The sequence below is a fragment of the Nesterenkonia natronophila genome (genome assembly GCF_003595215.1).
Lineage (GTDB): Bacteria > Actinomycetota > Actinomycetes > Actinomycetales > Micrococcaceae > Nesterenkonia > Nesterenkonia natronophila.
Genome location: NZ_QYZP01000002.1, coordinates 353,380 through 371,110, shown reverse-complemented (window position 1 = coordinate 371,110; position 17,731 = coordinate 353,380). Strand labels below are relative to the sequence as shown.

Annotated in this window: 16 protein-coding genes; 4 read left to right on the top strand and 12 right to left on the bottom strand. The window is 61.3% G+C overall.

The window, feature by feature from the left end:
* Positions 1-15: 15 nt before the first annotated feature.
* Positions 16-210: a 50S ribosomal protein L35 gene (gene rpmI, locus D3250_RS06835; protein WP_119903029.1), complete on the bottom strand. Its 195-nt coding sequence runs from the start codon at positions 208-210 to the stop codon at positions 16-18.
* Between the two features lie 282 nt (positions 211-492).
* On the bottom strand, positions 493-1,239 hold the full coding sequence (gene infC / locus D3250_RS06830; protein ID WP_119902616.1) for a translation initiation factor IF-3: 747 nt from the start codon (positions 1,237-1,239) through the stop codon (positions 493-495).
* A 60-nt stretch (positions 1,240-1,299) separates the two neighbouring features.
* Between infC and D3250_RS06825 the strand changes: the two genes are divergently transcribed.
* Positions 1,300-1,692, top strand: a complete 393-nt coding sequence (locus tag D3250_RS06825; RefSeq protein WP_119902615.1) for a DUF1844 domain-containing protein — start codon at positions 1,300-1,302, stop codon at positions 1,690-1,692.
* Between the two features lie 16 nt (positions 1,693-1,708).
* On the opposite strand, the gene D3250_RS06820 is transcribed toward D3250_RS06825, so the two are convergent.
* The 6 genes from D3250_RS06820 to D3250_RS06795 all read right to left on the bottom strand — a co-directional run bounded on the left by D3250_RS06820 (position 1,709) and on the right by D3250_RS06795 (position 11,105).
* The gene (locus D3250_RS06820) at positions 1,709-2,110 is read right to left on the bottom strand and encodes a hypothetical protein (protein WP_119902614.1); all 402 of its coding nucleotides are present in this window, start codon (positions 2,108-2,110) and stop codon (positions 1,709-1,711) included.
* Positions 2,111-2,220: 110 nt separating this feature from the next.
* Positions 2,221-2,469, bottom strand: a complete 249-nt coding sequence (locus tag D3250_RS06815) for a WhiB family transcriptional regulator (RefSeq protein ID WP_028463811.1) — start codon at positions 2,467-2,469, stop codon at positions 2,221-2,223.
* Positions 2,470-2,691: 222 nt separating this feature from the next.
* The gene (locus tag D3250_RS06810) at positions 2,692-4,206 is read right to left on the bottom strand and encodes a sensor histidine kinase (protein ID WP_119902613.1); all 1,515 of its coding nucleotides are present in this window, start codon (positions 4,204-4,206) and stop codon (positions 2,692-2,694) included.
* Positions 4,207-4,220: 14 nt separating this feature from the next.
* Positions 4,221-9,095 carry an NAD-glutamate dehydrogenase gene (locus tag D3250_RS06805; RefSeq protein ID WP_119902612.1) on the bottom strand — a complete coding sequence of 1,625 codons (4,875 nt, stop codon included), beginning with the start codon at positions 9,093-9,095 and terminating at the stop codon, positions 4,221-4,223.
* Positions 9,096-9,141: 46 nt separating this feature from the next.
* A complete protein-coding gene (locus D3250_RS06800; RefSeq protein ID WP_119902611.1) occupies positions 9,142-10,524 on the bottom strand; it encodes a CpaE/TadZ family protein in 1,383 nt (460 codons plus the stop codon).
* Positions 10,524-11,105 carry a CpaB family protein gene (locus tag D3250_RS06795; protein ID WP_119902610.1) on the bottom strand — a complete coding sequence of 194 codons (582 nt, stop codon included), beginning with the start codon at positions 11,103-11,105 and terminating at the stop codon, positions 10,524-10,526. Before D3250_RS06795 ends, D3250_RS06800 begins: the two co-directional genes overlap by 1 nt.
* Positions 11,106-11,393: 288 nt before the next feature.
* On the opposite strand from D3250_RS06795, the gene D3250_RS06790 reads away from it, so the two are divergent.
* Complete coding sequence (locus tag D3250_RS06790) at positions 11,394-11,603, top strand: helix-turn-helix domain-containing protein (RefSeq protein WP_119902609.1); 210 nt, start codon at positions 11,394-11,396, stop codon at positions 11,601-11,603.
* 6 nt (positions 11,604-11,609) lie between these two features.
* On the opposite strand, the gene D3250_RS06785 is transcribed toward D3250_RS06790, so the two are convergent.
* Positions 11,610-12,137, bottom strand: a complete 528-nt coding sequence (locus D3250_RS06785) for a hypothetical protein (protein ID WP_119902608.1) — start codon at positions 12,135-12,137, stop codon at positions 11,610-11,612.
* A gap of 130 nt (positions 12,138-12,267) precedes the next feature.
* Between D3250_RS06785 and D3250_RS06780 the strand changes: the two genes are divergently transcribed.
* Together D3250_RS06780 and D3250_RS06775 are read left to right on the top strand one after the other, a co-directional pair.
* Positions 12,268-12,540: a LysM peptidoglycan-binding domain-containing protein gene (locus D3250_RS06780; protein ID WP_119902607.1), complete on the top strand. Its 273-nt coding sequence runs from the start codon at positions 12,268-12,270 to the stop codon at positions 12,538-12,540.
* A gap of 53 nt (positions 12,541-12,593) precedes the next feature.
* The gene (locus D3250_RS06775; protein WP_119902606.1) at positions 12,594-13,193 is read left to right on the top strand and encodes an Rv3235 family protein; all 600 of its coding nucleotides are present in this window, start codon (positions 12,594-12,596) and stop codon (positions 13,191-13,193) included.
* A gap of 13 nt (positions 13,194-13,206) precedes the next feature.
* Here the strand turns inward: D3250_RS06775 and secA are convergent, their stop codons facing one another.
* The 3 genes from secA to D3250_RS06760 form a co-directional block, all read right to left on the bottom strand.
* Positions 13,207-15,822 carry a preprotein translocase subunit SecA gene (secA, locus tag D3250_RS06770; protein WP_119902605.1) on the bottom strand — a complete coding sequence of 872 codons (2,616 nt, stop codon included), beginning with the start codon at positions 15,820-15,822 and terminating at the stop codon, positions 13,207-13,209.
* A gap of 165 nt (positions 15,823-15,987) precedes the next feature.
* Positions 15,988-16,716 (bottom strand): ribosome hibernation-promoting factor, HPF/YfiA family, encoded by a 729-nt coding sequence (hpf, locus tag D3250_RS06765; protein WP_119902604.1) that lies wholly within the window; start codon positions 16,714-16,716, stop codon positions 15,988-15,990.
* Between the two features lie 142 nt (positions 16,717-16,858).
* A complete protein-coding gene (locus tag D3250_RS06760) occupies positions 16,859-17,698 on the bottom strand; it encodes a ComF family protein (RefSeq protein ID WP_158583091.1) in 840 nt (279 codons plus the stop codon).
* Positions 17,699-17,731: the final 33 nt, after the last annotated feature.

Sequence of the window (17,731 nt, the reverse complement as noted above, 5' to 3'; positions counted from 1 at the left end):
CGTGATGCGTGGGACTCAGAGGCCCAGCATCTTCTTGATGCGCGATTCGTCAGCCTTGGTGACGATCTGGTCAGATGCCAGGCGACGCGTCAGACGCGAAGACTTGTGCTCCAGGTAGTGGCGGCGGTTAGCCTGCTGGCGCTTGATCTTGCCGGAGCCGGTCTGCTTGAAACGCTTCTTGGCCCCAGAGTGAGTCTTGTTCTTCGGCATAGAGCCGCACTCCTTCGGGTTGTTCGGACCTGCAGTGCCTTCACTGATCGCCAAGAAAACTTCGACGACGGCACGGAGGTGGGCTGCCCCAGCACAGGTGGTGAGCGACAGCCCCTTTGTCATGGGAGGGACGCATGTTCCACATGCGGGCACAAAGCGTCCAGACCCAACGACCCATGTTACGTGAACGCTTCCATCGACCCAAATTTGTTAGACACGCCTCACTACACTGCCGCGCCAGCGGCGGGGCCCCATTGAGGATTCGCAGGCGGCGTGAGTGTTTCAGCGGTTCTTGAGCTCGTCTGGAAGGTAGTCCTCCATGGAGTGCGAGAGCGGCTTGACGTCCTTCGCATCCGTGGAAACGCGCTTCTGGCGCTCCTGAGTCTTCTGGGCACGGCGTTCGTTCTTGGCTTTGGTCTTGGCCTTATTGTCCTCGTTGTCGGAGACTTCACCGTCGCCGCTGGCTGCAGCCTTAGCCTGCTGGGCTTTGGTGCGCAGAGGCCCAACGACCATTACCATGTGTCGGCCGTCCTGACGGGGAGAGGATTCCACCTGCCCCAGATCGGAGACGTCTTCGCTGAAGCGCTGCAGCAGCCGCACACCCATCTCGGGACGCTGCTGTTCACGTCCGCGGAACTGAATCATTGCTTTGACCTTGTCTCCGGCGTCCAGGAAACGGCGCGCGTGACCGACTTTGGTCTGGTAGTCGTGGTCGTCGATCTTCAGACGGAAACGAACTTCCTTGAGGGTGGTGGTGGATTGGTTCTTGCGGGACTCGCGGGCTTTGACCGCGGCCTCGTACTTCCACTTGCCGAAGTCCATAAGCTTGCAGACAGGTGGCTTGGCCTGCGGAGCAACCTCGACCAGATCAAGATCAGCTTCGCCCGCCAAACGCAGTGCGTCTTCGATTCTGACGATGCCCACTTGCTCACCTTGAGGGCCCACCAGACGGACTTCTGGAACTCGGATTCGGCTGTTGATGCGTGGTTCGCTGATCTGTCTTGCTCCTGATTCGATGAAAGATTCCATGAGGCCGATGTCTAGGCGCGCAGTAGCGCGGTTGAAATCGACTGTGAGAATCTTATCAGTATGACTAGTGACCAGAACACCCCGGATATTCAGAACCCTGCTGATGAGGACCTCGTGTCACTCACGGGCACCCACACCCGCGACATCGCCGAGGTCCCCGCCGTGGAGCTGATCAACACGGTGGCTGTGCACCTGATGAGCGCCGCCGCCGTGAAGACCGGCCTGGCAGATGGACCAGATGCCGAGGAACTCAAGGATCTCGACGAGGCCCGCAAGCTTATTACGGCCCTTGCCGGGTTGGTCACTGCCGCTGCGCCGGAGGTCGGCGGCACCCACGCGGCGCCCCTGCGCGACGGCGTGCGGTCACTCCAGCTGGCATTCAGGGAGGCTTCCCTGATTACCGATGAGCCCGGGAAGGGCCCCGGGGAGAAATGGACCGGCGCGGTCTCCTAAATTTGCAGCGGGTCTGCTAGTCCTGTTTCGCCTCGAGCCACTCCGCCGTCGGCCTTACGAACAGGAGCACCAACGCCGTGGCGGCAGGCAAGAGAAAGATCAGCCCCGTGGCAAGCGCACCGCCAGCAAAGAAGCTGAATGACAGCACCACAATGAGCAGCTGGAGCACCATGGCCGGGGTGCGCGCGGTGGCTGACCCGAGAAAGATGCGGAAACCCAGCAGCACCAGTACAGCCCCGGAGAGGATGTAGAGGACCGTCAGCGCAACCGTTCCAGCGGTGTCGAGGACCTCTGCATCCGAGCCTAGAGTGGTGATCAGGGTACCCCCTATGATCGCTGCACCCTGGCAGAAGAGGATCACGTAGACGATCCAGACAGAGGTCGGGCGTGGGGGTCTGACCGAGGGCGTCACTGACATGGAGACTATTCAACCACCTGCGCCCTGCTGCGAAGGGCACAGTAAAGCGTGGTGTCCCGCTCTCTGTGGGGAGAGTGAAACACCACGCCTCAGATACGCTTAGTCTGTTGTCAGCTGGCCCGGCGTGCGCGGGCAGCGCGACGTTTGAGTGCGCGCCGCTCATCTTCGGACATCCCACCCCAGACTCCGGCGTCCTGCCCGGTGTCCAGTGCCCACTGCAGGCAGGTGTCCATCACCGGGCAACGCCGGCAGACGCTCTTGGCCTCTTCAATCTGAAGCAGAGCGGGCCCGGTGTTACCCACGGGGAAGAAGAGCTCGGGATCTTTGTCCAGACAAGCTGCTCGGCTGCGCCAATCCATGGCGATCACTACTCCTTGTTCCTGACCACGTGACACGCGTCAGACCAGTCTTAGATGCTTTAGTATTAAAGGCTGGCATGTAACGAGCAGGCAAACAAGACCTCTCACTCAGTCAATGTGACAAAAATCTGTGTGATTCGTCACTTTCGCCCCTGGAAAGCTTCTGCGACAGCTTGCGGAGGGTGGGCCGGGCTACGGGTAGCGCCTGACGCTTCTTAGTGCTCAGCCGAGAATCGGGGCCCGAATCACCACCCGGGTCCCAGGTCTAGCCGGATCCTCACCGTGCCCGGGCAACCATTCGATGGCGCCGGAGAGCTCGCCACGGACCAGGGTGCGAACAATCTGCAGTCCCAGACCCGGCTCCCACTCACCGTCGGGGATTCCGACGCCGTCATCTGTGAGCTCAATCTCAAGCCGCTGGCGTCCAGCCGCGTCGGTGAGGCGCTTCACGCTCAGAGTCACCCGCAGACGCTCGTCCGCTGGAAAGTCCGGCAGTCCGTGCTCGACAGCGTTGGCGATCACTTCGGTGATGACCAACACCAAAGGCGTCACCATATGGGGCGGAAGCTGGCCGAAGCTACCTTCGAGTCTTGTTTCTGCGGTGTGCTCCGACTGCGCCATCTCGGCAGCAAGATGCAGCTGGCGGCGCATCAGCTCATCAACGTCTACGCTCTCTTCCAACCCCTGTGAGAGCGAGTCGTGCACCATAGCAATAGTCTCAACCCTACGCATTGCCCGGCGCAGTCCGTCGCGGCCCTCGCTTGACTCCATCCGCCGGGACTGCATACGCAGCAAGGCGGAGACCGTCTGCAGGTTGTTTTTCACCCGATGGTGGATCTCTTTGATCGTCGCATCTTTGCTCATCAGCTGCTTATCTCTGCGACGCAGCTCAGTAACGTCCCGACAGAGAACAAGTGCTGCGAATCGTTGCCCCTGCCGCAGGAGCGGGATGGACCGCAGGGTCACGGCAGCTCCGTGGGCCTCCAGTTCGGCCCGCATCGCGCGGCGCCCGGTGAGCATCAGTGGTTGTGACTCGTCGACAACGACGCCAGTCGCGCGTTGAAGCTCAGCCCCTATCCCAGCCAGGGACCTGCCCTCCAGGGCATCCTGAACCCCCAGCCGAAGCAGAGCGGAGACAGCGTTGGGGCTGGCGAAGGTGATCTTTCCCTCGGTGTCCAACCGCAGGAGACCATCCCCTACTCGCGGAGCACCGGAGTAACCGGTGAATTCCTGTGAGGCATCCGGCCATGCGCCCTCGGTCACCATGGTGAGCAGATCTGCAGCACAACGCCGATAGGTCAGCTCCATCCTGGACGGTGTGCGCAGCGCAGCGACCGAGAAGTGCAGCGTCATGACAGCCACCGTCCTGCCCGCACGCACTAATGGAATGGCGGTGACGCGCATCCGAGCCGGGGAGGGCTGGCCCTGGTCTGAGGAGTTGGTCTCTACCTGAGCCACCCAAGCCCGTTCCACCATTCGCCGCAGATCAGCTCGAATCCGATCACCGACGACATCCCGGTGGACCAAAGTTTGCGTTGTGGAAGGCCGGGCCTGAGCCAATGCGACATAAGAGCGGCCTGCCGGCTCCACGACCCCGTCAGCAGTGCTGGGAAACCAGAGCACAAGATCTGAGAAGGCCAGATCGGAGAGTAACTGCCAATCCCCCACCAGAGCATGCAGCCACTCCACATCCCGGCGTCTCAGGTGCCGGTTGCCGTCCAACCGTTCACTGAGCACATCTCCACCCACAGCTATGCGCCGACGAGACCGCGCAAATGACGCAGCAGAACTGTGATCGAAGCCATGGTGAACTGGTGGTCTCGCACCTCTGCCGAGAGCCGTTCTGCCCGCGCGAGTGAGGAGGCGTTGGCCTGTTTCCATTCGTCCAGTCGACGTTGCGCATCCTGCTGCGCGTCTGTCGTCGTCAGGATGGATTGGGTGATCTCATGGAGCGCGAAGTACAACTCGTCTCGCTGCGCGCCCCGAGCGAGTGCCTGCCACTTATCTTCCCGGGGAAGATTCGTGATGTGGTTGAGAAGCGAATCGGCATCGAAATCTGCGTACACCGCATAATAGACCTCAGCCACAATGCGAGAGTCCATACTGTGTGCACGGGCCAGAGCCGCAATGTCCAAGAGCGAGAATGACTCGAACAGCTCTGCGTACCAGGCAGCGAGCTCCTCCCCCATTCCCAGCTGCAGAACTTCCTGTCTTCTGGCGCTGACCCGTTCGGCGTCGGGCCCTGCCAGCAGCTCGTTGAGCTGTCGGTACAGCGGGGCCATGTGCACCTGGTACGCGGCGATGTCATTTTCCAACGAATCGCTCTCCACACCGTGGTTGACCAACCATCGCACTGCTCGGTCGAGCAGACGGCGCATATCTACATAGGCTTCAGCCCATGAGGAGGTGGGGAAGTCTACGGGAAGACGGCGCAGGGCGGCGTCGAACTCAGCAAGGTTGAACAGCTCGCGAGCAACGAGGAATGCGCGCACCACCTGGGCGGGAGAGGCAAACGTCTCCTCAATCGTGCGGAAGACGAAAGTTGACCCGGCCATATTGATCACGTCATTGGCCACCTCATTGGCGATGATTCGTTCGGCCAACGGATGCCGGGGAAGCTGCTCGGAAAACCGAGCGGTCAGCTGGCCGGGGAAGTAGTTCTCCAGAGTTTGCCGCAGCCACGGGTCCGCGGGAAGCGAAGATTCGGCCAGGGCCCCCTTCAGGTGAATCTTGGCGTACGCTGCCAGAACCGCGATCTCCGGGGCGGTAAGCGGCGCCACGCGGGCATCCAGCCTCTGCTGCATCTCCTGGTCCGTGGGCAGGACCTCAAGCTGCCGGTCCAGGCCTGCGTTTGCCTCTAGCCATGCGATAAGACGGCCGAAGCTGGGAGACCATTCTGTGAGCCGGTGTCGTTCAGCCAGCAGAAGCACGTTCTGGTCCTCATTGGTCCGCAGGACCAGCTCGGCGACCTCCTCCGTCATCTCCTCCAGCAGCCCGTTGCGTGACTCCGACTCCAGAAGACCCGAGGAGACCAGAGCCTCAAGGAAGATTTTGATGTTGACCTCGTGGTCGGAGCAGTCCACTCCGGCAGAGTTGTCAATAGCGTCAGTATTCAGCAGCACTCCGCACTGGGCTGCCTCAATCCGCCCAGCCTGAGTCAATCCCAGGTTTCCACCCTCGGCTACCACTTGCGCACCTACATCCGCGCCATTGATGCGGATACCGTTGTTTGCTCGGTCGCCAACATCCTCGTGAGACTCAGTCTCTGCCTTGATGTAGGTCCCGATGCCGCCGTTGTAGAGCAGATCGATGGGGGCTTTCAGCAGAGCCGTGATCAGCGCTGGGGGTGTCAGCTGATCAGCCTCTATTCCGAACCTCTCCTGCATCTGTGGACTGATGTCGATGCTGCGCGCATCGCGGGAGAACACCCCGCCTCCGGTGGAGATGAGGTCCGGGTCGTAGGCGTCCCAGCCGGATTTCTTAGCAGTGAACAACCTCTTCCGCTCAGCGTGGGAGAGCTGCGGATCTGGGTCTGGGTCGATGAATATGTGCAGATGGTTGAAAGCTGCCACCAGCTTGATGTGCTCGGAGAGGAGCATGCCGTTGCCCATCACATCGCCGCCCATGTCCCCGATGCCGACCACCGTGAAATCCTGGGTCTGAGTGTCGTGACCGAGGGTCTTGAAATGGGACTTGACCGACTCCCAGGCACCCCGTGCCGTGATCCCCATTGCCTTGTGGTCGTAACCCACCGAGCCTCCGGAGGCGAAAGCATCTCCCAGCCAATGACCATATTCCTGGCTGATCTCATTAGCCGTATCGGAGAAGGCGGCCGTACCCTTATCGGCCGCAACCACCAAGTAGGGGTCATCCCCATCGTGTCTGATCACGTTGTCGGGCGCCACCACCCGCATGGTGTCTTCACCGGTCACCTGGTTGTCCGTCAGGTCCAACATGGCGCGGATGAAAGTCATATACGCTTCACGCCCTGCTTTGAGCCAGGCTGAGCGGTCCTCAGTGGGGTCCGGGAGCTGCTTGGGGTAGAAGCCGCCCTTAGCGCCGGAGGGTACGATCACGGCATTCTTGACCATCTGGGCCTTGACCAGGCCAAGCACCTCCGTACGGAAGTCCTCTGATCGGTCTGACCAGCGCAAGCCCCCGCGGGCGATCCGGTCGAACCGCAGGTGTGAGCCTTCGACCGTGGGTGAGTAGACCCAGATCTCGTGGGCGGGACGAGGTGCTGGAGCAGCATCGATGGACTGTGGCCTGAGCTTCAGAGCCACCCAGTCCTTCCCTTGATAAAGGTTGGTGCGATCTGTGGCGTCGATAAGATTCAGGAACGCGGAGAGAACTCGGTCAGCATCCAAAGTTTTCACCGACTCCAAAGCAGTCAGGACCTGGTCGTGGCACGCTTGAACAGCCTCAGCACGGCCCGATCCCAGATTAGGGTCGAACTTCGCGGTGAACAGCGCAACCAGAGCCCGGGCCACCTCCGGGTTGGACAGCAGCGCGTCCGCCAAGAAGTCGTAGGAATTCGGCATACCCAGCTGTCGCATGTATTTGGCGTAGGCACGCAGAACCGTCACCCGGCGAATGTCCATCTGCAGGTGAAGGACCAGTCGCGAGAACTCGTCGGACTCCACTCGACCGACCAACACCTGGTGGTACGCCTCCTTGAAGACCTCACTGGTCCCGTAAGCATCGACCCCAGCCGGGTAGCAGATGCCCAGATCGTAGAGATAGCAGGTCTCACCATCGGCCGTGACGATCGTGTACGCTCGCTCGTCCAGCAGGGAAAGGCCGAAGTCGTCGATGATCGGCAGCGTGTCAGTCAGTGTCTTAGCGTCGGCCAGGTACAGCTTCAGGCGCATATCCGCCGGATCGTCCTGATCCGGGGCGTAGAAGTACAGCCTAGGACCCGCTTCAGGTTGGGCTTGGAGAGTCTCGAACTCGGCGGCGTCGTGCAGCGCATCGGGAACTTCGTAGACGGCGCGATACTCAGGAGGAAAAGCCTCACCCCAACGGCTGGATATGCGGTCGGCGTGGGCCAGGGAGTACCGTGCCGCGGCTTCCTCAGCTATACCCTCACCCCAGGACCGCACAGCCCGGGCCAACCTCACCTCGAGGTCCTCCTCGCTGATGCTCATTTCCTCGGCGTCGGGGTTCAGCCGCATCCGGAAGAACACGCGAGCCAGTACCGAATCGGAGAGCCGGACCGTGAAGTCGATGGACTCAGCATCGATGTGCGCCATCAGCTCGGCTTCAGTGCGCTGCCGAGTGTTCGTGTTGTACCGGTCACGCGGCAAGTACAGCAGTGCGGTCATGAAACGCCCGTAGTGGTCCTTGCGCAGGAACAGTTTGATGCGTCTGCGTTCCTGAAGCTGCAAGATTTGCCAGGCGACCTCTTCCACCTCGGCAATATCCATCTGCATCAACTCGTTGCGCGGATAGGTCTCCAGAATCTGGAGCAGGTCAGAACCGGAGTGTGAGTCGGGGCTGAACCCCGAGCGAGCCAAGAGCTGCTTGGCCCGCGAACGCAGCAGGGGGATCGTGGAAATTGACTGGGTGTAGGCCCGTTGACTGAAAAGTCCCAGGAAACGACGCTCGCCCATGACCTGGCCGTCATCACCGAAAGTCTTCACCGCCACATAGTCCATATAGGTGCGCCTGCGCACCGTAGAACGCGAGTTCGCTTTGGTGATGACCAGCGCCCGAGGCTGCAGGGCACGGGCGCGGCCGGCCGCAGAAAGTTCAGATGAGCTGCGGGACCGCGGGACTCCGTCGACGTCGGCGAGGATACCGAGTCCTGTGCCGGGTACGGGCTCAAGTCGAGCGTGTATGTCTTCGTCGTCGGGCCACTGATCCGAAGGGTCGGACCCCTCGGCATCGGCTGGCTCACCCCCCTCAAAGGTCAGTGAGTATTCCCGGTACCCCAGGAACAGGAAGTTCCCCTGGCCCATCCACTCCACGAACTCTGCGGACTCATCTCTGTCCATCACACCGTCGAGCCGCCGGATGGTCGACGCCGCCCGGTGTGCCTGCGCAATCATCCTCTCCTGGTCACTATGACTGGCGCGCACGTCGTGCAGTACCCTGCTGAGGCCGGCGGTCAGAGTCTCGGCGGCTTCCTCGTCAATGACCCTGTCCAACTCGACCGTAATCCAGGACTCCACCTCAAACCGGTCCTGCTCATCGATGAAGGCTGCCAGGCTGGGAAGCGCCTGCGTGTCCCCGGAGGACAGGGATCTGCCCTGCGTGGGCAGTGACTGGACGGCTTTCAGTCGGGCGTCTCGGGTGCTGCGCTTTGTCAGCAGGATGGGGTGCACCACCAAGGAGATCGCGTGACCGCACCGAGTGACCTCGCTGGTGACTGAGTCCACCAAATAGGGCATATCGTCGGTGGCGACCTGCACCACGCTCCGGTGGCCGGCGCGTGTAACAGCCACTGCCGGCCGGGCACTTCTGCGAGTATCAGCCAGCCGCACATGCGTCTCGACTCTCTGCAACCGCGCCGAGGCATCAATATCGGCGAGATCCTCTTGAGCAATATGGGCGAAGTAAGCTTCCGCGAGCGCCTCAAACTGATCGTCGTCCCGGGTCCAGAGTGTGGTGGGCTGCTCTGCCATCGCCTGTTGTCTTCTCCCTCGAAGTTCCAATGAAGCAATTGCCAGCCTATCCTCCGTTCTCACCCCCAGGAAGCCCTGCCAACGCTTCAGCGGGTCGCCGGCGGCGTGCTCGCCTGGCGGAGCCGGGAGAGCGAGCGATGCGACGACGACCTCTGTGGACTTCAATTCCCCCCAGCGCGGCGATCTGCTGACGCAGCGCTGAGTCGCCTGCTGATTCGGCGAGCACCTGACCGGCCCGCAGCGCACCGTCGCACGCTGCAGGCTCCCAAGGAAGGAATGCCGTGATCGGCTCATTTTGCCCAAGCTGGAACCACGCGTCGCTCAGCTGCCTACGCGGGGCACGTCCGACCACGTCCCTGCGGAGCTTGTTGACCACCACTTGCGGAAGGGGCGCTTCGGGCAGCTCCTCAGCAAGGTGCTGGACAGCTTTGATGAGCCGTGAAAAGCCGATGGGATCGGGTAGACCAATGACCAATGCATCATCTGCTGAACTGAGGACTGTCCGAGCAGCGGTGTTGCGTTGGACTGCAGGCTGTTCGTAACCCCATTCGTGATCGCAGGTGATCTCAGACGCAAGGTCCACTATGACGTGGTCGTAGCGACCGCGACACATGGTAAGCACTTTGTCCAACGCCCGGGGGCGGAGCTCAGTCCAGCGGTGCGGCCGAGGCAGCCCGGTCAGTACATCGAAACGGGCGTGCGCCACGTCCACTCCTGACGTGGCACGCAGCAGCACCTCTGAGTCTAGGTTGCCGAATTCGGCGGCACGGCATACCTGGGCGATACCCGCTGACTCCTCGAGGAGACCCAGGTGCACTGTGACTGAGGCGCCGTAGGTGTCGGCATCGATCAGCAGCACCGACCTGCCGCTCAGAGCCAGCTCCGCCGCCAGGTTTGCCGCCACCGTGGTGCGACCCGGTGCTCCCGCGGTTCCCCACACAGCGGTGATCCCCCGGGCGTTCTTCGTCGATGAAACGTGCTCCGCCCGACTGGGCTCCGGCGCCTCGGTCAAGCCCTGCGCCGCCATCATGGCCGCAAAGTCCGCGTCCTCCTCTGCGTGGTGAACCATGGACTGCTGCCCCTGCGGCGACGTTTCTGAACGTAGAGCATGGGCAAGCTCGGCAGCGGTGACGGCGTCGTCGAACGCTGTCAATCCCAACTCACCCAACCGGGCACGTTCCGAAGCGAGGTCGGAGATTGTGACAATCGCGGGGACGTCCCGGCGAAGGTCATGAATGGTGGTTTCGGTGACCTGGTGAGTGGTGCCGATGATGAGGACGGCATCAGCTCGACCCATACGGGCAACAGCGATGACCTCGGTCAGATCGGCGCAGCGCCGGTCGATGGTGACGTCAGTGTGAAGGCGCTCGAGCGCGGCCACATGGTCAGTGGAGAGTCGACCCGTGGTGATCACAGCGCAGCGTCCCATCAGTCCTCCCGTCCGCCTGCTGGCAGGACTGTCAGGGCATCACCGGCACCGAAGGCTGCCAGCAGGTCTGTCACCTCATCCGGATCGACCAGCAGTTCGACGGTCACGGCTGCGCTGGTTCCGAATGTCGAACTCGACTCTCGAATGTCGGTGACTTCCGCCGCCGTGGCCAGCCTAGTGACTTCACCGGTGTCGTCCACTGTCGAGTAGCCGGAGGCCGACCAGACGTCCACGCTGCGGCCCGGCTGCACTGACCGGGCCAGGTCATGCTGAACCTCGACCGTCACGGCCTGACGCAGCTGCGAGTCCACGGCTGCCAGTGCTGCCGCGGGCAGCAGCTCTCCTTCGGACAAGGGCCTGATCAGCTCGACATCCGGTGGAGGTTCGGCCTCAGCAGAGAGGTAGTGTTCAGCGGCGGCGTCGAGCCGAACATGCACCACGTGCAGGTCATCTGCGCTCAACCGCGTCCCGGTGCTGAGCTCCCGGTCGGCGGCGTAGACGGGGGCTGTGCGGTTCTGGGAATTGACCAGAAGCGTCATTCCGACGACCGAGACGAGGATCAGCGCAATGCCAATCAGCACCCGCGGATCTCTCCAGGTGGGGCGACGCAAGCGCCGGGCGGGTGCCGGTTGCGGGGCACTACCTGGCGAGGTGCGGTCGGTGAGCTCTGAGTCTCTGGATGTATAGCCCAACGTGGCCACTATCCACTCCTGATCACGATCCTGAGTCTGTTCGATACGAGTGTTCAGATGCTAACCGATTGACGATCCTGTGGCGAGGCCGCATCCACAACGCGGTGATGCTTGATTCTGAACTCGAGGGTGCCACAATAGGAACAAACAGAAGCAAACGTCAAGTAAGGTGCCAAAATGCGAACTTTTCTCACGTTGCCCGACGTGGCCGAGGCGCTGAATATCTCGATGTCGCAGACTCGCGCGCTGATTCAACGCGGAGATCTTGAGGGTATCCAGATCGGCGGCCGAGGGCAGTGGCGGGTGGAGGAGGCCAAGCTCGATGAGTACATCGATCGCCTTTACGCTGAGCAGCGGCAGGCGCGAGCTGAGCAGAAGAGCAGTTAGTCCGATCTAGACGCGTGCGCTGCGTACGGCCGTCATAACGGGCAGCGGTACGGTCTGGACACGCCGGAACTGACCCTCAGGTCGAATATCCAGGAAGTCTCGACCGATGCCAAGAAGTCTTCCCTCCACAAGAACTCCCGAGGCACAGTGCACTGCAATATGGGGATCCGCCTCAGCAAGTGCTCTCAGCGGGGAGGCAATCCCTAACCGTCGCCGAGCCGGACTGGACTCCACCTGGACGCGGCGCGTCATGCCGGAAACCAGTTCCAGCACTGCCACTGGCATCAGCCACTGATGCCCTCGACCCACACCGCTGACCCAGTCACTGCCCGCTGCCGTAATCTCCAGAGGGACAACTTCTCCTCCCCGCAGCCTGATAGCAAGCTGCTCACCAATGTGGCCGCGGAGGCGGTCGGTCAGTTCTGCCCGTGACCACTCGAGCGCAATTGTCTCAGCGACCCCGAACTCGAATTCTTCCTGCCGCAGGGCCGAGGTCTGAACCTCCAGATCGGCAAATAGGGCTTCCCAGCGCACTCTTGCCTCCTCATTCCAAGCCGCCAGACTTTGTGAGCTCAGTTTATGCACAGCGTATGGTGCACCACCAGAGCGTGCGTGTACTATCAGAAGACATCAAACAGCATTAAAAAAAATACTAAGGACTCATATGATGCCTTTCATTCCCAAACGTCCCTCAGTCCCCGCACCGCGCCACACAGGAGAGACCTCGCGCCCCCAAACAGATAAAACAACAGTCGCGCGTCCCGGGACGACCCTCTGGACACTTGCCGCCGAGCATCTTGGTGGTGACGCCACCGACTGGGAGATCGCTCAGGAATGGCCACGCTGGCACCGGTACAACCAAGACCGCATCGGCCAGGATCCTGATGGCCTGCGTCCCGGCACGATCCTGCGATTGCCGCCGCCGTCGGCGCGTTGATCGCAAGACTTTTTCAGCAGGTGCCCTCGTGAGGACAGAAGGAGAAGACGATTATGATCCCCGCCCCCCGAAAAGCAACAACGATGGTGCAGAACCTCGTGCCTCCTGGATCGCCGCCCCTGCGCGCTGGGCGAGGCTCGCAGGGCGCGGGTACGCAGAGCTGGACGGGCGAAGTCGATCCAGAGCACCGACTGTTCCGGATTCAGCGAGAGTCAGAGGTTCCACGACTGCTTGCCTTCATGGGGGAATGCGAGTCGGATGCCAGATCGGGTCAGGAAGACCCCCAACGTCCAGATACGCTGGCGAGCGAACGGCAGGAGCGCCGCCAGGTGGTGGCGGTGGCACGCGTAGTCTGTCAGGCCACCGCAGAGACCCTTCTGGGACTGCGCCCGGTCAGTCAGCTTCGCAGGTGGTTGGATGCCGAGGTTTACCACAAAGTGCAGCAGCGCTCCGCCATCATGGCAAGACACCGGCAGGGCTCCACAGTGCACCCCCGGCCGCTGATATTCCGCTCCGAACGTGCCTGTCAGCCGAGGCCCGGCTGCTGGGAAGTCACTGTCGTCTTCAGTGATGAACTCCGCACCAGAGCGTGCGCGATGAGACTCCAAGCCCACCGCGGACGGTGGCGGGTGGTCGCCATGGAGTTAGGCTAGCCCGCTAGGCCAACTAAGCCGCGGTGGGTCCCTTCGGCTCGCTGACTCCAGGCACCTGAACCGACTTGCCGGCAGCTGCCGCTCGGCCATCTTTGACTCCGGGAAGATTTGGTGCCGCAGACTGAGGAGTAACGGCTTTGATCTCTGCCTGGAAAAGCTTCCGGACGGATTCTTCTCTGATGTCCTCAGCCATAGCATGGAAGAGCAGATAACCCTCACGCTGGTATTCCACTAAGGGATCACGCTGGGCCATTGAGCGCAGACCGATCCCAGACTTCAGATAGTCCATCTCATACAGGTGATCCTGCCACTTCTGGTCGATTACCGACAGCAGAACGCGACGCTCGAGCTGGCGTAGCGGCTCCGCCCCCACCTCAGCTTCCTTCCGTTCATAGGCGATCTTGGCGTCGGAAGTGATCTCGCGCTTCAACATCTTGGCTGAGAGCTGGTCGATACCTCCAGCTTCCTCAATAAGGTCAGCAATCTCCAATGAGATGGGGTAGAGATCACGCAGATCGTCCCAAAGTCCTTCGAGATCCCAATCTTCGGAAGAGGAGGCGATGGTCTTCTCCTCAATAATCAGCGCGATAGCATCCTCTAGGAAGTGTTGAACTTTTTCATGGACGTCGTCCCCCTCAAGGATTCGCCGGCGATCCGAGTAGATGGCCTCACGCTGACGATTCATGACGTCGTCGTACTTCAGCACGTTCTTTCGCTGCTCAGTGTTCTGCGCCTCACGCTGCTGCTGAGCTGAAGCGATCGCTCCTGAGACCATCTTGTGCTCAACCGGCACATCGTCTTCCAACACAGATGACTGCATCAGCCGCTGGGCGGCCTGCTGGTTGAACAGGCGCATCAGATTGTCTGTCAGAGAGATGTAGAAACGGGATTCACCCGGGTCACCCTGACGGCCGGAACGACCGCGGAGCTGATTGTCGATGCGTCGGGACTGGTGCCGCTCAGTACCGAGAACGTAGAGTCCGCCGGAGGCACGGACTTCTTCAGCCTCTGCCTCTGTCTCCGCTTTGGCCGTTCCAAAGACGTCGTTCCACCTGGCCTCGTACTCCTCAGAATCCTCCTCAGGATCCAGCCCGAGCTTCTCCATTTCGCGGACGGCTTTGAACTCGGCATTGCCGCCGAGCATGATGTCAGTTCCGCGACCAGCCATATTCGTCGCTACCGTCACGGCACCTTTGTGTCCGGCCTGTGCCACGATGGCGGCTTCACGCTCGTGGTTTTTGGCGTTGAGCACCTCATGTCGGATTCCCTGCTTCGCTAACAGTTTCGACAGGTACTCCGACTTTTCGACCGACTCGGTGCCGACAAGTATCGGCTGACCCCTACGGTTGCGATCGGCGATGTCTTTGACAACGGCGTCAAACTTCACCAGCTCGTTGCGATAGACCACATCGTTGTGATCGGTCCGCTGCCGCGGCCTGTTCGGGGGGATCGGCACTACGCCGAGCTTGTAAGTTGACATGAATTCGGCAGCTTCAGTCTCGGCCGTACCAGTCATGCCGGAAATCTTGTGGTATTGACGGAAATAGTTCTGCAGCGTGACCGTCGCCCTAGTCTGGTTCTCGGGCTTGATGCGCACGTCTTCTTTGGCCTCGATAGCCTGGTGAAGACCCTCATTGTAGCGCCGACCCTTGAGGATACGACCAGTGTGCTCATCCACGATGTGCACCTCGTTGTCCACCACCACGTAGTCGGAGTCCCGCTTGTACAGTTCCTTGGCCCGGATGGCGTTGTTCAGGTACTGAATCAGTGTGGTGTTCTGAGTCTCATAGAGGTTCTCGATACCGAGATAGTCCTCGACTTTGTCGATCCCGGACTCCAGGACACCGACGGTGCGCTTCTTCTCGTCGACTTCATAGTCTTCGTCCTTGGTCAGGGTCTGCACCAACTTGGCGAAGTCGGTATACCACCGGGAGATGTCACCGCTGGCTGCCCCGGAGATGATCAGCGGAGTCCGGGCCTCATCAATGAGGATGGAGTCGATTTCGTCGATGATCGCATAGTGATGTCCGCGCTGGACGAGGTCGTCCAGGGACTGGGCCATATTGTCACGGAGAAAGTCGAAGCCAAACTCGTTATTAGTGCCATAGGTGATGTCTGCGGCGTAGGCTTCTCGGCGTTGAGCTGACTTCAGATTGTTAACGATGACACCGGTTGTCAGACCCAGGAAGCGATAGACGCGCCCCATCAGCTCCGCCTGGTACTTGGCCAGATAGTCGTTCACCGTGACCACGTGCACACCCTGGCCCGTCAGCGCGTTGAGGTAGGCCGGTGCGGTAGCGACCAGAGTCTTACCCTCACCGGTGCCCATCTCCGCGATGTTGCCCAGGTGAAGGGCGGCACCGCCCATTATCTGCACGTCATAGTGCCGTTGCCCCAGCGTGCGGCCAGCGGCCTCGCGGACTGCGGCGAAACTCTCCGGAAGGAGCGAGTCAAGCGACTCACCGTCTGCTACCCGCTCCTTGAATCGCTCAGTCTCCTGCCGCAGCTCCGCGTCGGAGAGCTGTTTGAACTCGTCCTCAAGCAGATTCACTGCGTCGGCGTAGCCGCGCAGCTTCTTGAGGATCTTCTTCTCCCCAGTCTTGAGGACTTTTTCGAGCAGGGTGGGCATAAGCGCGGGATCTCCGTCAAAGTTTCTACAGCGTCAACAAAACAGTGTATGCCCGAGAACCGCTGTCGGCTAACCTGCCGCATGGGTCGACAGGACTGGCGGAGCCCCCTTCCGTGTCAGAAGGAGGCTCCGGGTCAGTCCTGACTTAGGGACAGGATTGCGGTCTCAGGCGGAATTGACGTGCGAAAGTGTCGTTCCCTGTGAGGGACGGTAGGCGCGCTCCTCGACGTCGCTCTCAGCGGACTGACCCGAGGGATCCAGCGAGATCACCCCATAAGTCCAGCCCCGCCGACGGTATACAGCTGAAGGCTGCTGCGTCTCAGCGTCCAGATAGAGGTAAAAGTCGTGGCCCAGAAGCTCCATGGCATCCACCGCTGCGTCAACACTCATGGACTTGGCGGGGAACGCCTTGCGGCGAATACGAATCGGCTCTTCCCACTCATCGGTCTCCGGAGGCACCTCATCAACTGCCTCGGTGTCCAGCACCTGCTCATACAAGGGCCGGTCCGGGTCCACCGGAGTCAACCCGGCTAATGCCTGCCCGACGGACTGGGCAGGCTGGCCTAGCGTCCCGTTGCTGCGGGCTCGGGACTTCTTTTTGTCCCGCACCCTGCGCAGGCGCTCGCAAAGCTTGTCCCACGCAACCTCGAACGCCGCAAACTTGTCCTCGGCCTGCGCCTCGGACCGAACTATCTTTCCCCGTCCAACGAGAGTCAGTTCCACAGTGATCGACGTCTCTGCTCGGCGATGCGCGCTTTCACTGGACACCTTGACCTCAAGTCGCTGTCCCTTATCCGAGAGCTGCTCCACCTTGTCGAGTTTGGACTCGAGGTGCTCCTTGAACGCTGACGGGATAGTGATGTTGCGTCCGGTGTAGGTGGTCTGCAGAGTCATTATGGTTCTCCTTGACATCCGTCATGCGGTTGGCGCGACGACGGCTGGGGACTCTTTTCAGAGCCCACCGTCGCAGCGATGGGTCTCTTCATCTAAACACCCATACTTCACCGTATGCCTTGCGCGCCACTTTCGGAAGTGCTCACCGCACACCGTGTCCCGAGGTCCGTCGGTCAGACTCGTGACCAGCTCGCGGAGTGACTGCCAGCACTGCCGCCCCGCGCACAAGTGCCCCCGTTTCGACCAAGGCGGCGTACATCCCGTGCAGTGTTGCTCCGGTGGTGAGAACGTCATCAATTAGCAGCACCTCCCGCCCTGCAAGGCGGGGACGTGACTCGGCAGCCACACGGAACTGCCCTACTGCGGCGCGCCGACTGCGCTTTGAGCGGCCTTTTTGGCTGAGGGGACTGAAAACAGGCAAAGGTCTGCGCGAGCTGCGTCGCAAGCCCTGCCCGTATGGCCTGAACCCACGGGGAAGGGCCGCTTCGTTCACAAGCTCCTCCACCGGCGCCCGTCCTCGTCTCAGTCTCGCCCGCGGTGAGGTCGGCGGCCAGACGAGCAGAACCTCGTCATCCAGGAAAAATGTGTCGGCAGCAGCGCGCACTGAGCGGGTCAGAGCAGCAGCTAAGACACGCCTCAGCCCGATTCGCTCATAGTCCTTGAAAGCGACGACGACGTCGGCGACGAGGGTCTTGTACAAGCCGGCACTGGTGACCGGCAGGAGGTGGATTCCATGCTCATCCACTTCTGTGATCGGCAGCGCCTCAGCGCCACCCTCGGCATCGAAAGGATGCCGAGTGAGCAGTCGAAAGTCCAAGGAGCACTCTGGACAGAGGTCCGCAGCTTGGGCACCGCAGCCCACGCAGGACGTCGGCAGGAGCAGGTCAGCAGTCTGCCGTGCCGCACGCCGGAGTGAGCGGCCCATCGATGAGAACCACAACCGATCCAAATCTGAGCCGAGAGGCAACGGTGACCGTGTCATTCCTTCAGCATGACGCGCCGGACTCCCCCGCGC